Origin of the sequence: Frankia sp. AvcI1 (assembly GCF_001420875.1) — a bacterium.
Classification (GTDB): Bacteria; Actinomycetota; Actinomycetes; order Frankiales; family Frankiaceae; genus Frankia; species Frankia alni.
Map to the genome: position 1 here is coordinate 1 of NZ_LJFZ01000017.1, position 14,785 is coordinate 14,785.

Below are 14,785 nucleotides of genomic sequence, written 5' to 3' on the forward strand. Positions count from 1 at the left end.
GTTGCTGTTCCTGGAGTCGGAGGATCCGGACCGGGACATCTCGATCTACATCAACTCGCCGGGTGGGTCGTTCACGTCGTTGACGGCGATCTACGACACGATGCAGTTCGTGCGGCCGGACATCTCGACGATCTGCATGGGGCAGGCGGCGTCGGCGGCGGCGGTGCTGCTGGCGGCGGGGACGCCGGGCAAGCGGTTCGCGCTGGAGAACAGCCGGATCCTGATCCACCAGCCGTCGGCGCAGGGGGNGGGCCAGTCCAGCGACATCGAGATCCAGGCCCGCGAGATCCTGCGGATGCGGTCGCTGCTGGAGCGGATGCTTGCCACCCACACCGGCAGGAAGGAAGAGGACATCCGCAAGGACATCGAGCGGGACAAGATCTTCAGCGCCGACGAGGCCAAGGAGTACGGCCTGATCGACGAGGTCATCAAGACCCGCAAGTCCTCCCGNCTCGCGACCACGCGCTAGCGGNGGGTCCCGGACGCGGTGCCGGACGACAGGCCGGACGACGGGCACTCACCGGACTCCCGGCGCAGGTCGGGGCGCCGGTCGGGTGCCTCGCGCGCCCCGCGGCCGACGCCTCGCGCGGCACGATGCCGCGCGAGGTCGCCGGCGCGGCGCGGGGCGGTCGGGGGCCGGCCTGCGCGACGCGCCGACGGGTCGAAAGTGGTCGGCCGCTCGATGTCCGTGACGCGTTGGCCTTATGGGACTGCGCGGACGCGCGAGGACGGCCATGGTGACCGTAGGCTGACCGGTATGAGCCGAGCGATAGGGCACTCACCGGGCCGCTCGGCGGGGTACCGTCCCCACGGGGATGGTTGCAGGCAGACACGCGACGACCGGGCGGTGTCAACCGCCCCTGACACGCAGGCGACACCATCGTCTGGACGAAGGGACTGAGTCCTCGGTGGCACGCATCGGTGATGGNGGTGACCTGCTCAAGTGCTCGTTCTGCGGTAAGNCGCAGAAGCAGGTGAAAAAGCTCATCGCCGGCCCTGGCGTCTACATCTGTGACGAGTGCATCGATCTGTGTAACGAGATCATCGAGGAGGAGCTCTCCGAGTCCTCCGAGCTCAAGTGGGACGAGCTCCCCAAGCCTCGCGAGATCTACGAGTTCCTCGACAGCTACGTGGTGGGGCAGGAGACGGCGAAGAAGACCCTCTCCGTCGCGGTCTACAACCACTACAAGCGGGTGCAGGCCGGTGGCTCGGGCGGGGGCGGTGGTGCCGAGGGCGCCAAGGCCGAGGTCGAGCTCGCCAAGAGCAACATCCTGCTGCTCGGCCCGACCGGCTGTGGCAAGACGCTGCTGGCCCAGACGCTGGCGCGGATGCTCAACGTCCCGTTCGCCATCGCCGACGCGACCGCGCTGACCGAGGCGGGCTACGTCGGCGAGGACGTCGAGAACATTCTGCTCAAGNTGATCCAGGCCGCCGACTACGACGTCAAAAAGGCCGAAACCGGGATTATCTATATCGACGAGGTCGACAAGATCGCCCGCAAGTCGGAGAATCCCAGCATCACCCGGGACGTGTCCGGCGAGGGCGTCCAGCAGGCCCTGCTGAAGATCCTGGAGGGCACCACCGCGAGCGTGCCGCCGCAGGGTGGGNGCAAGCACCCGCACCAGGAGTTCATCCAGATCGACACGACGAACGTCCTGTTCATCGTGGGCGGGGCCTTCGCCGGGCTGGACCGGATCATCGAGTCGCGGATCGGCAAGNAGTCGCTGGGCTTCCGTNCCGTGCTGCACGGCAAGGACGACCCGGACGCCTCCGACGTGTTCGGCGACATCATGCCCGAGGACCTGCTCAAGTACGGCATGATCCCGGAGTTCATCGGCCGGCTGCCGGTCATCACCAGCGTGTCCAACCTGGACCGCGAGGCGCTGATCCGGATCCTCACCGAGCCGAAGAACGCCCTGGTCCGGCAGTACAAGCGGCTGTTCGAGCTGGACAGCGTCGATCTCGACTTCACCTCCGACGCGCTGGAGGCCATCGCCGACCAGGCGATCCTGCGCGGCACCNGCGCCCGCGGCCTGCGGGCGATCATGGAGGAGGTGCTGCTGTCGGTGATGTACGACATCCCGAGCCGCAAGGACGTCGCCCGGGTCGTCGTCACCCGCGAGGTCGTCCTGGAGCACGTCAACCCCACGCTCGTGCCGCGGGACGTCGCCTCGAAGCGGGCGCCCCGCCAGGAGAAGTCGGCCTGAGGCCGCAGCCGGGCCGGGGCGGGACGGGATCCCACTGCCCGCTCCGCCCCGCCCCGTCCCGGCTCCGAATCAGCTCCCCGGCTACTCCGCCAGCGCCCGTCGCGCCTCGGTGAGGTGGTAGAACGACCCGGTCACCAGGATCGCGCCGGTCGTCCCCGCCCGTCGCCGGGCGAGCCGTACCGCGGCCGCGACCCCCGGGGCGCTCTGCGCGGGGATCGCCCACCGACGCGCCGCCTCGACGACCTGCTCGGCCGGGATCGCCCGAGGGGACGCCGGTTCGCACGCCACCAGCGAGTCGATCGGCTGGCCGCGCAGCTCCGCCAGGGTGGCGGCGAAGTCGTGGCCGCGCAGCGCGCCGTAGACGAGCGTCCAACGCCGCCCCGGGAACTCCTCGGCGAGCGAGCGGGCCAGCGCCGCCGCCGCCGCCGGGTTGTGGGCGCCGTCGAGCACGCGCAGCGGAGCCGTCCCGACGATCTCCAGCCGGCCGGGCGCCCGCACCGAGCCGAGCCCGGCCCGGACCGCCTCGGCGGGCAGCGGCCGGCCGAGGAACGCCTCCACCGCCGCCAGCGCGCACGCGGCGTTGGCCTCCTGGTAGGCGCCGTGCAGGGACAGCAGGACGTCGTCGTGACGGCCGGCGGGGGTGCGCAGATCGCCGCGGCGCCCCGCGGGGTCGGGACGGCCGCCGGACATGGCGAAGTCCCGGCCCAGGCGCAGGACCCGGGCCGCCGGCGTCCGCGTGAAGACGTCGTCGAAGCGGGCGTCGACCTCGCCGAGCACGAGGTCCGCGCCGGGCTTGACGATGCCGGCCTTCTCCCGGGCCACCCCGGCCAGGCTTCCCGCGTAGTCGAGATGGTCCGCGCCGATGCCGGTGACGACCGCGACGCGGCCGTCGGCGATGTTCGTGGCGTCCCACCGGCCGAGCAGCCCGACCTCGACCACCGCGGCGTCGACGGCCCGGTCGGCGAACCAGTAAAACGCCGCGGCCGTCAGCAGTTCGAAGAAGGTCGGCCGGTCCGCCATCGGCGCGGCCGCGTCCACCGCCGCGCCGACGCAGCGGGCGAACTCGGCGTCGTCGATCGGCCGGCCGTCGACGACCAGCCGCTCGTTCGTCCGCTCCAGGTGCGGGCTGGTGTACTGGCCGACCCGCAGGCCCGCGGCGCCGAGCAGGGCCGAGGTGATCCGCGCCGTCGACGTCTTGCCGTTCGTGCCGGTCAGATGGATCATCGCGGCCCGGTTCTGCGGGTCGCCGAGNCGGCGGGCCAGCTCCCGCATCCGGTCCAGGCTCGGCACCGGCGGCTCGGCCGTGATCGCCTGCTTCTCCAGGTCCACCGAGCTGGCCAGCGCGGCGCATGCCGCCTCATAGGTCCACGTCACCTGCTGTTCCCGCCTCCTTCACCCGAGCTCGACAGTAGCGACCCGCGCAACCCGGACGAGTCGGCCGTGCTGCCGGCGGCGGTCGACGGGCAGGTCGGCGGGCCGCCGCGGTGCCCGGGGACCGCCGGTCGTCCGGACTCGTAGGATCGGGGCCGTGACAGGCGCCGCGGCGAACGCCGGCACCACCTCGACATCCGGATCGACATCGGGATCNACATCCAGATCGACGTCGGGATCGGCATCCGGCGGTGACGCCTGGGCGGGTCCCGCCCCGTTCGCGGCCGCGTACGCGCAGCGTGCCGCCGTCGCGGTCCCGCCGGGGCTGGCGCGGCTGCGCCGCCTGCTGGACCTGCTCGGTCAGCCGCAGCGGGCCTTCCCCAGCATCGTGGTCGCGGGGTCCGTGGGGAAGAGCTCCACCGTGGCCGCCATCAGCGCGCTGCTCGACGCCTTCGGCATCCGCGCGGGCTGCCTGCGCTCGCCCGGCTGGCTCGGCAGCGCCCAGCAGGTGGGCCTGGCCGGCGCGGCGATCTCGCCCGACGTGCTCGGGGCGGCCTTCGACGACATCGCGCCGTACCTGCCGCTGATCGAGGATGACGGCCCGCTGAGCGCCGTCGAGCTGCTCGCCGCCGTGGCCTTCGCCGCGTTCGCGGACGCCCCGGTCGACGTGGCCGTCGTCGAGTCGGGCTGGGACGGTTCGGTGGTCCTCGGCGACCTGGCCGACCTGCTCGACGCGCCCGTGGCCGCGATCACCCCGGTGGCGGTCACCGGCCCGGACGGCGTCGCCGGGGTGAACCCGCTCGACGCCGTCGACGCCTTCGGCAGCGCGGCCGACGCCGTCGACGCCGCCGTGCTCGCCGGGGACACCGACGCCGCCGAGGCGGAGCTCGCCCGGATCGCCGCGCGGGTCGGCTCGGCCATCCGGGCGGACACCCTCGTCGTGCTCGCCCAGCAGGCCCTGCCGGCCGCGCAGGCGCTGCTGCGGCGGGCGGCCGGCAGCGGGGCGACGGTGGCCCGGGAGGGCATGGAGTTCGGCGTGCTCGGCCGCCGCATCGCCGTCGGCGGGCAGGTGATCACGCTGAAGGGGCTCGGCGGCACGTACGACGAGCTCTTCCTGCCTCTGCACGGCGCCCATCAGGCGCATGACGCGGCGGTCGCCCTCGCCGCGGTCGAGGCGTTCCTGGGCGGCGGCCGCAGCGCGCTCGACCTCGACGCCGTCCGGGCGGGGCTCGCCCAGGTCGACGTCCGGGGCCGGCTGGAGGTCGTGCGCCGCTCACCGACGATCGTGCTCGACGTCGCCCAGGACCCGCTCGGCGCGGCGGCCCTCGCGGGCGCGGTCGAGGAGGCGTTCGGCTTCGACGTGCTCGTCGGCGTGGTCGCCGTCGACGGCGACGAGGCGCTCGCCGCCCGGATCCTGGCCGCGCTCGAGCCGGTCCTCGCCCACGTGGTCGTCACGAGCGGGGCGACGGCGGCGGCGCTGGGCGTCGACGATCTCGCGGCCGTGGCGACGGGTGTGTTCGGCGCCGACCGGGTCGAGGTCGCCCCCCGGCTCGACGACGCGGTCGACGACGCGGTGCGGCTCGCCGAGGAGGACGCCGACCTCGGCGGAGCCGGGGTGCTGGTGACGGGTTCGGCCCCCGTTGTGGGTCGGGCGCGGGCGTTGCTGCGGTCCTGAGGTGGCCCGGTTCGGCCATGGTGATGGCGCGGGCACCCTGTAAGTTGACACCGGGCCCGCGGGCCCGTCGAGGACGACGAAGTCGATGATCGAGAAGGAGTACCGTGTCCGCCGAGCGCACCCTCATCCTGGTCAAGCCCGATGGCGTCAGCCGTGGCCTCGTCGGTGAGGTGGTCGGCCGGCTGGAGCGCAAGGGGCTCACCCTGGTGGCCCTGGAGCTGCGTACGCTGGAGCGCTCCGTCGCCGAGACGCACTATGGCGAACACGCCAGCAAGCCCTTCTTCGGCGAGCTGGTCGACTTCATCGTCTCCGGCCCGCTGGTCGCGCTGGTCGCCGAGGGTCCGCGGGCCGTCGAGGCGTCGCGTGGGCTGATCGGCGCCACCGACCNGGTGAAGGCCGCCCCCGGCTCGCTGCGCGGCGACTACGCGCTGGAAATCGGCCAGAACCTCGTGCACGGCTCCGACTCGCCGGAGTCCGCCAAGCGCGAGATCGACCTGTTCTTCCCCGGCCTGAGCTGACCTGCGCCGGCTCGTCCGTCCTCGTCCGTTCGGCGGGTGCGGACGGACGGGCACCCATCCCCGCTGGCACGGATGGGTGAGTGGTCGCGGCGTGGTCCTGGGCGGACCGGACGACGCCGTGCGCTCACCGGATTCGGGTGAGTTCCCCGGCGCCACGTGGCCCCCGGGAGTCCTCGTCCGCGCAGCTGTGGACGCACTCTGCTGATCGCAGCCGGCTGTTTCGTGCCTGCATCGCGTCTTCGTCCNTCCGTCGGGGCCTCGTTGAGACGCGTTGCGTAGGGGGGCTGTCACCCGTTGATGGTCGTTGGGTCGGTCTGACCCAAGGGTGACACGAGCCGTCCCGTGACCGGCCGGGGCGGCGGGGGGCTGCCCGGCGGTCTACCCTTCAAGTACTTGCCCGGAGCGTGTCCGGTGGGTCGCAGTGACCGGCTGTGACGGTTGGTTGCCGCGGTCGTTTCCGCGTGGGGCGCTCCGGGTCGTCCTGCCCGATCTACGAACCCTGTACGTGTTCCACGCGCTTCTCCGGCTCCCTGGCTGGCCGTGCCGTCGGCCGCGCCGGAGGCGGCCAGGACCGCATCNCCCCGGGAAGGTCGGTACCCGACGATGTCCAGTTCGCTGTCGTTCCTCGGTCGTGACATGGCCGTCGATCTCGGTACCNCCAACACCCTGGTGTACGTGCGCGGCCGCGGGATCGTGCTCAACGAGCCGAGCGTGGTCGCCATCAACACCACGACCTCCGGCATCCTCGCGGTCGGTACGGACGCCAAGCGGATGATCGGCCGAACCCCGGGGAACGTCGTGGCCGTGCGCCCCCTGAAGGACGGCGTNATCGCCGACTTCGAGACCACCGAGCGGATGCTGCGGTACTTCATCCAGAAGGTGCACCGGCGGCGCCATTTCGCCAAGCCGCGGCTGGTCGTCTGCGTGCCGTCGGGGATCACCGGGGTGGAGCAGCGGGCCGTCAAGGACGCCGGCTACCAGGCCGGCGCCCGCAAGGTGTACATCATCGAGGAGCCGATGGCCGCCGCCATCGGCGCGGGCCTGCCGGTGCACGAGCCGACCGGCAACATGGTCGTCGACATCNGCGGCGGGACGACCGAGGTCGCCGTGATCTCGCTGGGGGGCATCGTCACCAGCCAGTCGATCCGCACCGCCGGCGACGAGCTGGACGTCGCGATCATCTCCTATGTGAAGAAGGAGTACTCGCTGATGCTCGGNGAGCGCACCGCCGAGGAGATCAAGATGGCGATCGGCTCGGCGCACAAGGTGCCCGACGAGCCCAGCGCCGAGATCCGCGGGCGCGACCTCGTCACCGGCCTGCCCAAGACGATCGTGGTGACCGCGGAGGAGATCCGCAAGGCGATCGAGGAGCCGGTCAACGCCGTGATCGACGCGGTGAAGGTGACGCTGGACCGCTNCCCGCCGGAGCTGTCCGGCGACATCATGGACCGCGGCATCGTCCTGACCGGCGGCGGTGCCCTGCTGCGCGGGCTCGACGAGCGGTTGCGGCACGAGACCGGCATGCCCATTCACATCGCCGAGAACCCGCTGCACTCGGTGGCCATGGGCTCGGGCAAGTGCGTCGAGGAGTTCGAGGCGCTCCAGCAGGTACTGATCTCGGAGCCGCGGCGGTAACGGGCCGCGGTCGCACCCCCCGGCGCGTCCCTGCGGGCGCTGTCCAGGACGTCCCCACCGGTGGGGAGTTTCGTGTCAGATCCGGGAACGTCGCGGCGATGTGGATCGTCCGACCTCAGCGACGGACCGCGCGCGGCGGCCGGCTCCGGCCGGCGCCGCCGGCCCGTCGCCACCCGGCCGGTGCCGTGCCCGCCCCGCGGTGAGCGGGCAGGTGCCCCGTGCCGCCCGGCGCCTGCCGTGCGGCGGCGCGGGGCCTGAGAGCTTGTTCGGAGGCTGCTGTGGGGCGTGACACGAGGCGATCCCGCCTGGTGATCGTCGCCTTGCTCATCGCCGCCTTCACCCTGATCACCCTCGACTACAAGACCGGCCGCTCCGCCAGCGGAGCCCGCGGGGTCGTGCACTCCGTCCTCGGCGGCGTCGAGGACGGCGTGACCGCGGTGACCCGGCCGATCGGCCGGACCGCCTCGTCGCTGGGCCATCCGAACCGTTACCACGACCGTGCCGACCGGCTGGCCCAGGAGAACGCCGGGCTGCGCCGCCAGCTCGCCGACAACGCCGAGATCGGCCGGATGTCCAAGCAGCTCGGCGACCTGCGGCTGATCGCGGACAAGGGCCGGTACTCGATCGTGCCGGCCAAGGTCATCGCGGTCGGCGACGTGACGGGCACGGACTGGACCGTCACCATCAACGCCGGCCGGGACGACGGCGTCGACGTCGACAAGACCGTCCTCAACGCCGACGGGCTCGTCGGCACCGTCTCCTCGGCCACGGCCCACACCGCCGTGGTCCGCCTCGCCTGCGACCCGGGCAGCCGGGTCGGCGCCCGCCTGGAACGCACCCAGCTGCTCGGCGCCGTGGCCGGCGGCCAGGGGCCGAGCACGCTGACCTTCACCCTGTACGACGCCTCCTATCGGGTGCAGAAGGGCGACCGGCTGGTGACCTTCGGCAGCATGGACTACGTCGCCGGCGTGCCCATCGGCGTCGTCACCAAGGTCACCGACGTCGGCGGCCTGTCCCGGACGGCGGAGGTCAGGCCGTACGTGTCGGTCGGGACGCTCGACCTCGTCGGCGTGGTCGTCGGCCGGCCGGCGACGGACCCGGGTGACCGTCTGCTGGCGCCGCAGCCGGTGCCGACCCCGCCGGCCGCGCAGCCGCCCGCGTCCGGCCCGGCCAGTCCCGGCACGACGACCTCCGGCACGACGACCTCCGGCACGACCGGGCCCGGCACGACCACCTCCGGGACGATCCAGCCCGGCCAGGGCGGGGCGGGCTGACTGGGCATGTGGGACATCNCCGGCTCCGCGGACACCCTGCGCGCCCNCACCTTCGTCGCCGCAGTCGCGCTGCTGTCGGTCGCGCTCGTCGTGCAGGTCTCGATCGTCGCCCGGTTGGGCCTGCCCGGCGGCCGGCTGGACCTCGTGCTCATCCTGCTGGCCGNGATCTCGCTGCTGGAGGGTCCGCTGGTCGGAGCGGTCAGCGGGTTTGTGGTCGGGGTGTTGGCCGATCTGGCGTCAAGTCACGTTCTCGGCCAGTCTGCTCTCGTTATGTGTCTGGTCGGTTACGCTGTTGGCCTGGTGATGGATGCGGCGGAGCGGTCGGTGGCGGTGCCCCTCGCGGTGATCGCCGGAGCCTGCGTGGCGGGCACCCTGGGCTACGCGGCGACGACCTCGATCTTTGGTGAGGCGGCGCTGACCGGCGGAGAGGCGGTCGTCCGCGCGCTGGCCGCCGGCGTCTACGCGGTGCTGCTGACCCCGTTCCTGTTCCCGTTGCTGGCCGCGGGCTCCCGGCGGTTGTCCGGCCGCTCCCGGCGGGGCGGCCGATGAACGATCGGATGCGCATCCGCGTCCTGCTGCTGCGGGTGCTGGTCCTGTCGCTGCTGGCGACCCTGGGTGCGCGGCTGTGGGTGCTGCAGGTTCTCGACGGGGACCACTACCGCCAGGTCGCCGAGACGAACCGGGTGCGCGAGGTGGTGACCCCCGCGACCCGCGGGATGATCCTCGACGACCGTGGCCAGCCCCTGGTCCGCAACCGCACCTCGCTGGTCATCTCGGTGAACCGGTCCGCGACGGACCGGCAGGCCGACCACGGCAAGGCGGTCCTCGCCCGGCTCGCCGGGGNGATCAACACCCCGGCCGACGAGCTGACCAGGCGGATCAGGTTCTGCACCGCCCAGGTGAAGCCGCCGTGCTGGAACGGCTCGCCCTACCAACCGGTTCCGGTCGCCAAGGACGTCAGCCCCCAGCAGGCGCTCGCCGTCATCGAGCATCCTGACCGCTTCCCCGGCGTGTCGGCGGATCTGCAGGCCGTGCGCGAGTACCCGCACGGCTCGCTGGCCGCGCACGAGCTGGGGTACCTCGCCCCGGTCACCCAGGACCAGCTCGACAAGCAGGGCGACGAGAAGGGCTACCACCTCAACAGCCTGATCGGCGTCGCCGGTCTGGAGAGCACCTACGACGACGAGCTGCGCGGCACCGACGGGGTGGAGCGCCTGGAGGTGGACCGCTTCGGCCGGGTGGCCGGCACCGCGTCGACCACGGCGCCGATCAGCGGCGACCACCTCGTGCTCAACCTCGACCTCGGCGTCCAGCAGGCGACCGAGCAGGCACTGCAGGACACCATCAACCAGCTCGGCGGCGGCAACCGGACCGCCTCGGCGGTCGTGCTCGACGTGCGCACCGGCGGCGTCGTCGCGATGGCCAGCCTGCCGTCGTACAACCCGTCGGTGTTCGTCGGCGGCGTTTCCGAGCAGGACTACCGGGCCCTGTCGGACCCGGCCAACGGCATCCCCCTGCTCTCGCGGGCCTACCAGGGCTCGGGGGCGGCCGGCTCGACGTTCAAGGCCGTCTCCACCGCCGTCGCGATGCAGAACCTGGGCGCCAGGGGCGACCAGCGCTTCGACTGTGCCCCGGCGCTGCAGATCGGCGACCAGGTCTTCCACAACTTCGACGGCGAGTCGGCCGGGCCGATCACCCTGCACCAGGCGCTCGTCATCTCCTGTGACGTCATCTTCGACCAGTTCGCCTACGATTCGTGGCTCGCCGACGGCGGCCTGNGCAACGGCCGTGGGCCCTACGCGCCGCCGAAGGAGTACTTCGTCCGGATGGCCCAGGCCATGGGCTTCGGCAAGGCCACCGGCCTGGACCTGCCCGGGGAGGCCAAGGGGTCCGTGGTCGACCGCGCCGGCGCGAAGGCGATCTGGGAGGAGCTGAAGGACTCCTACTGCCGGCGGGCGAAGAACGGCTACCCGGAGGAGCACGACCCGGTCAAGGCGGAGCGGTTCCGCAAGTACGCGGCCGAGGCGTGCGTGGACGGCTACCTCTACAACGCCGGCGCGGCCACCCAGTTCGCGATCGGCCAGGGGCAGTACCTGTCGCTGAGCCCGCTGCAGCTCGCCACGGCCTACGCCGCGATCGCCAACGGCGGCACCCTGTGGAAGCCCACGCTGGCCAAGGCTGCGGTCGCCCCGGACGGCCGGGTGGTGCAGACCTTCCCGCCGCGCAAGGCCGGGACGCTGCCGGTCTCCCCGGAGATCCTCGCCTACATCCGCGGCGGCCTGGCCGGCGTCACCACCGAGGGCGGCGGCACGGCGACCGGCGTCTTCGCGGACTGGCCGAGCACCATCGTCCCGATCGCCGCCAAGACGGGCACCGCCGAGGTCGAGGGCAAGGGCGACACATCCTGGTTCGCCTCCTTCGCCCCGGCGAACGACCCACGCTTCGCCGTCGTGGTGACGATCCCGGATTCCGGCACCGGCGCCGAGTACGCCGCCCCGGTCGCCAAACGGATCTACCAGGCCATCTACGGCGTCGGGCAGGCGGCGGCGATGCCGGGCGGCCAGCCCCCGGGCGCCCTGCCGAAGATCAACCGGGACGGGACGATCGCGGCGACGTCCGCCGCGGCGGCGTTCCCGTCGATCATCCCGTCCCCGGCGGGATCCGTGCCGGCGTCGCAGGCGGCGTCGCAGGCGGCGCCGCCGGTCGGGACCGTCGTGGCGCAGCCGGTGTCGGCGCCGGGACGGGGGCCGGTCGCCGGAGCGCCGGTCGGTGGTCCGCTTGCGGTGCTGCCCGCGCTGTCGACGGCCGTCGACGCCGCCCGCACCGGCCCCGCAGTGGCGACCGGTGGGACCGGCCCGGCCGGCTGGCACCGGCCGGCCGGGATCGCGGGGCCGCCCGCCGCCGTCGGCGTCCTGTCGTCGGCGCCGAGCCGGGCCCCGCCCGCGGGCACCCCGCGCCCGTGACCCGCCCCGCCGGACCACCCGGTGTCGGCGTGGTCCCGGGCGCGCACGGACGGCCGGGCCGATGTTCAGGAGCACGACGTCCCCGGTCCGGTGATGTCCGGCCGGCCCCGTGCCGGCCGGGCGATGAAGGCGACGTGTGGGAGGAGGCGTGGTGAACCAGGAGGCGNGACCGACCGCGCTGCGTTCGTCCCCGGTACCCGTCCGAGGGCGGATCGGGCAGCTGCGGGACCGCGCCTCCGGGCGCCACTCGCCGCTGCGGCGGCTCGACTGGACGTTGCAGCTCTGCGTCATCGGCCTGTCCGTCGTGGGCGCGTTGCTGGTGTGGTCGGCGACCCGCCAGCGCCTCGGCGAGGCCGGCGCTGATCCGCAGACGTTCCTCAAGCGCCATCTGCTGAACCTCGCCATCGGGCTGGTGCTCGGTGCCATCGCGACCGTCGTCGACTACCGGGTGCTGCGCGCGTACGCGCCGTTCGTCTACCTCGGCTCGCTCGTCGGGCTCGTGGCGGTGCTGCTGTTCGGATCGACGATCAATGGCGCGCACTCGTGGATCGTGCTGCCGGCCGGCTTCCAGCTGCAGCCGTCGGAGTTCGCCAAGGTGGCGCTGGTCGTCGGCGCGGCGATGNTCCTGGGGGAGCAGCACGAGGACCGCCAGACCGGGATCCGGCGCAGCGCCCCCGGCCACGGCGACGTCCTGCTCGTGCTCGGACTGACCGTGGTCCCGATTGCGCTGATCATGCTTCAGNCGGACTTCGGCACGGTCATGGTGCTGGTCTTCACCACCCTCGGCATGCTGGCGGTCAGCGGGGCGCCGCGGCGGTGGGTGCTGGGGCTGATCCTCTGCGGGGTGCTGTTCGGCAGCGCGATCCTGCAGTTCCATCTGCTCCAGCCGTACCAGGAGGCCCGGCTCACCTCGTTCGTCTCCGAGAACAAGGCCTCCTCCGGCACCGGCTACAACGTCGCCCAGGCCATGATCGCGATTGCCAACGGCGGCGTGACCGGCCGCGGCCTGCTGCACGGCCAGCAGACCCAGGGGCAGTTCGTCCCCGAGCAGCAGACCGACTTCGTGTTCAGTGTGGCCGGCGAGGAGCTGGGCTATCTCGGCGCGGGCGGGATCATCGTGCTGCTCGGCGTGGTGCTGTGGCGGGCGCTGTCGATCGGTTTCGCCTCCCAGGACTCCTTCGGCGCGCTGATCGCGACCGGCGTGGTCTGTTGGTTCACCTTCCAGTCGTTCGTCAACGTCGGCATGTGCCTGGGGATCATGCCGGTCACCGGCTTGCCGCTGCCGTTTCTGTCCTACGGCGGCTCGTCGATGTTCGCCAACATGATCGCCGTCGGACTGCTTCAGAACGTCCGCCTACGCTCGCGCTCCGACCCCTACGCCCTGTAGCCGCCGCCCGGCCTCCCCTGCTTGTCCAGAGGGATGAATCGGGCGCGGAAGCCTCNGGACAAGCAGGGAGCCTCACCTGGAGGGACGGGTCGGGCGGGCGGTGGGCGTGGATGGTCGGGAGTGTCCCGAGGTTCGGCTGATCGCTCGGACGCCTGGTGGGGTGCGCCCGTGCCGTAGGCTCGCCTGCATGTCCGGACAGTCGCTGTTCGCTCGCCTGGAGCCGCTGCTCCCGCGGGTGCGAAGGCCCGTGCAATACGTCGGTGGCGAGGGGAACTCCATCGTCAAACCCTGGGACGCCGCCGCGGTGCGCTGGGCCCTGATGTATCCGGACGCCTACGAGGTCGGCCTGCCCAACCAGGGGCTGNAGATCCTCTACGAGATCCTCAACGAGCAGCCGGACGTGCTCGCCGAGCGGACCTACTCGGTGTGGCCCGACCTGGAGGCGCTGCTGCGCGAGCACGGCCTGCCGCAGTTCACCGTGGACGGCCACCGGCCGGTCGGCGACTTCGACGTGCTCGGCGTCAGCTTCTCCACCGAGCTCGGCTACACCAACATGCTCACCGCGCTCGACCTCGCCGGGATCCCGCTGTACGCCGAGCGCCGTGGCGAGTCCGACCCGCTGGTCGTCGCCGGCGGGCACGCCGCGTTCAACCCCGAGCCCATCGCCGGGTTCGTCGACGCCGTGGTGCTCGGCGACGGCGAGCAGGCCGTGCTCGGCATCACCGACGTGATCCGCGCCTGGAAGGCGGCCGGCGCCCCCGGCGGGCGCACCGAGCTGCTCGCCCGGCTCGCCCGGCGGCGGCTGGTCTACGTGCCGGCGTTCTATGACGTCGCCTACCGGCCCGACGGCCGCATCCAGGCGGTCACCGCCAACCGCGACGACATCCCGGCCCGGCCGACCAAGCACACACTGTCTGACCTCGACTCCTGGCCGTACCCGAAGGCGCCGCTGGTCCCGCTCGCCGAGACGGTGCACGAGCGGATGAGCGTGGAGATCTTCCGCGGTTGCACCAGGGGCTGCCGGTTCTGCCAGGCCGGGATGATCACCAGGCCGGTGCGGGAACGGAACATCGAGACCATCGGCGCCATGGTCGAGGCGGGGCTGCGGGCCACCGGCTTCAACGAGGTCGGCCTGTTGTCGCTGTCCAGCGCCGACCACACCGAGATCGGGGAGATCGCGACCGGCCTCGCCGACCGCTACGACGGCGGCAACGTCTCGCTGAGCCTGCCCTCGACCCGGGTCGACGCCTTCAACGTGACGCTCGCCAACGAGTTCTCCCGCAACGGCCGGCGCAGCGGGCTGACGTTCGCCCCGGAGGGCGGTTCCGAGCGGCTGCGCAAGGTCATCAACAAGATGGTCAGCGCCGAGGACCTGGTGCGCACCGTCAGCACGGCCTACGCCCACGGCTGGCGCCAGGTGAAGCTCTACTTCATGTGCGGCCTGCCGACCGAGACCGACCAGGACGTGCTGGAGATTGCCGATCTTGCCCGGGAGGTGATCCGGGCCGGTCGACGCGCCAGCGGCCACCGCGACATCCGCTGCACGGTCTCGATCGGCGGCTTCGTCCCGAAGCCGCACACCCCGTTCCAGTGGGTGGGTCAGGCGTCGCACGAGGTCACCGACGCGCGCTTGAAGCTGCTGCGGGACACCGTGCGGGCCGACAAGGAGATCGCCCGCGCCGTCGGGTTCCGCTACCACGACGGCCGTCCCGGCATCATCGAGGGCCTGCTGGCCCGCGGCGACCGTCGGGTCGG

Annotated in this window: 6 protein-coding genes and 21 pseudogenes; 25 read left to right on the top strand and 2 right to left on the bottom strand. The window is 72.6% G+C overall.

Going from position 1 to position 14,785, the window contains the following annotated elements; translation table 11 throughout:
• The 7 genes and pseudogenes from UK94_RS56420 to UK94_RS56455 form a co-directional block, all read left to right on the top strand.
• The coding region (locus UK94_RS56420) for an ATP-dependent Clp protease proteolytic subunit (protein WP_235488461.1) at positions 1-248 on the top strand (248 nt) is incomplete at both ends.
• Between the two features lies 1 nt (position 249).
• A pseudogene (locus tag UK94_RS56425) lies at positions 250-450 on the top strand (ATP-dependent Clp protease proteolytic subunit); the annotation flags it as partial.
• A 513-nt stretch (positions 451-963) separates the two neighbouring features.
• Positions 964-1,418 (top strand): annotated as a pseudogene (locus UK94_RS56430) (ClpX C4-type zinc finger protein); the annotation flags it as partial.
• A gap of 1 nt (position 1,419) precedes the next feature.
• Positions 1,420-1,607 (top strand): annotated as a pseudogene (locus UK94_RS56435) (AAA family ATPase); the annotation flags it as partial.
• Between the two features lies 1 nt (position 1,608).
• Positions 1,609-1,718, top strand: a pseudogene (locus UK94_RS56440) (hypothetical protein); the annotation flags it as partial.
• Between the two features lie 19 nt (positions 1,719-1,737).
• Positions 1,738-2,021 (top strand): annotated as a pseudogene (locus UK94_RS56450) (ATP-dependent Clp protease ATP-binding subunit ClpX); the annotation flags it as partial.
• A gap of 1 nt (position 2,022) precedes the next feature.
• A pseudogene (locus UK94_RS56455) lies at positions 2,023-2,207 on the top strand (ATP-dependent Clp protease ATP-binding subunit ClpX); the annotation flags it as partial.
• Positions 2,208-2,288: 81 nt separating this feature from the next.
• Here the strand turns inward: UK94_RS56455 and UK94_RS17840 are convergent.
• Positions 2,289-3,458, bottom strand: a 1,170-nt coding sequence (locus UK94_RS17840) for a Mur ligase family protein (RefSeq protein ID WP_235488463.1), incomplete at its 5' end; no start/stop codon positions are given.
• Between the two features lie 141 nt (positions 3,459-3,599).
• On the bottom strand, positions 3,600-3,794 hold a 195-nt coding region (locus UK94_RS56460; RefSeq protein WP_235488465.1), incomplete at its 5' end, for a hypothetical protein.
• Between the two features lie 1,563 nt (positions 3,795-5,357).
• Between UK94_RS56460 and UK94_RS17850 the strand changes: the two genes are divergently transcribed.
• From UK94_RS17850 to UK94_RS17880, 18 genes and pseudogenes are all read left to right on the top strand, one after another.
• The coding region (locus tag UK94_RS17850) for a nucleoside-diphosphate kinase (RefSeq protein ID WP_235488467.1) at positions 5,358-5,640 on the top strand (283 nt) is incomplete at its 3' end.
• A 1-nt stretch (position 5,641) separates the two neighbouring features.
• A pseudogene (locus UK94_RS56465) lies at positions 5,642-5,771 on the top strand (nucleoside-diphosphate kinase); the annotation flags it as partial.
• Positions 5,772-6,429: 658 nt separating this feature from the next.
• Positions 6,430-6,598: pseudogene (locus tag UK94_RS56470) on the top strand (rod shape-determining protein); the annotation flags it as partial.
• A 1-nt stretch (position 6,599) separates the two neighbouring features.
• Positions 6,600-6,854: pseudogene (locus UK94_RS56475) on the top strand (rod shape-determining protein); the annotation flags it as partial.
• Position 6,855: 1 nt separating this feature from the next.
• Positions 6,856-6,988: pseudogene (locus tag UK94_RS56480) on the top strand (rod shape-determining protein); the annotation flags it as partial.
• Between the two features lies 1 nt (position 6,989).
• A pseudogene (locus UK94_RS56485) lies at positions 6,990-7,188 on the top strand (rod shape-determining protein); the annotation flags it as partial.
• 1 nt (position 7,189) lies between these two features.
• Positions 7,190-7,406: pseudogene (locus UK94_RS56490) on the top strand (rod shape-determining protein); the annotation flags it as partial.
• Positions 7,407-7,684: 278 nt separating this feature from the next.
• Positions 7,685-8,680, top strand: coding sequence for a rod shape-determining protein MreC (mreC, locus tag UK94_RS17860; protein WP_055750757.1), 996 nt, complete (start codon positions 7,685-7,687; stop codon positions 8,678-8,680).
• A 47-nt stretch (positions 8,681-8,727) separates the two neighbouring features.
• Positions 8,728-8,843: pseudogene (locus tag UK94_RS56495) on the top strand (rod shape-determining protein MreD); the annotation flags it as partial.
• A gap of 1 nt (position 8,844) precedes the next feature.
• A pseudogene (gene mreD / locus UK94_RS17865) lies at positions 8,845-9,229 on the top strand (rod shape-determining protein MreD); the annotation flags it as partial.
• Positions 9,226-9,523: pseudogene (locus UK94_RS56500) on the top strand (penicillin-binding protein 2); the annotation flags it as partial. The pseudogenes mreD and UK94_RS56500, both read left to right, overlap by 4 nt.
• Position 9,524: 1 nt before the next feature.
• Positions 9,525-10,458: pseudogene (locus UK94_RS56505) on the top strand (penicillin-binding transpeptidase domain-containing protein); the annotation flags it as partial.
• Between the two features lies 1 nt (position 10,459).
• Positions 10,460-11,643: pseudogene (locus UK94_RS56510) on the top strand (penicillin-binding transpeptidase domain-containing protein); the annotation flags it as partial.
• Positions 11,644-11,810: 167 nt separating this feature from the next.
• Positions 11,811-12,265, top strand: a pseudogene (locus tag UK94_RS56515) (FtsW/RodA/SpoVE family cell cycle protein); the annotation flags it as partial.
• Position 12,266: 1 nt separating this feature from the next.
• Positions 12,267-12,385 (top strand): annotated as a pseudogene (locus tag UK94_RS56520) (hypothetical protein); the annotation flags it as partial.
• A 1-nt stretch (position 12,386) separates the two neighbouring features.
• A pseudogene (locus UK94_RS56525) lies at positions 12,387-13,030 on the top strand (FtsW/RodA/SpoVE family cell cycle protein); the annotation flags it as partial.
• A gap of 187 nt (positions 13,031-13,217) precedes the next feature.
• Positions 13,218-13,394, top strand: a 177-nt coding sequence (locus UK94_RS56530; RefSeq protein ID WP_235488547.1) for a hypothetical protein, incomplete at its 3' end; no start/stop codon positions are given.
• A gap of 1 nt (position 13,395) precedes the next feature.
• Positions 13,396-14,785: pseudogene (locus tag UK94_RS17880) on the top strand (TIGR03960 family B12-binding radical SAM protein); the annotation flags it as partial.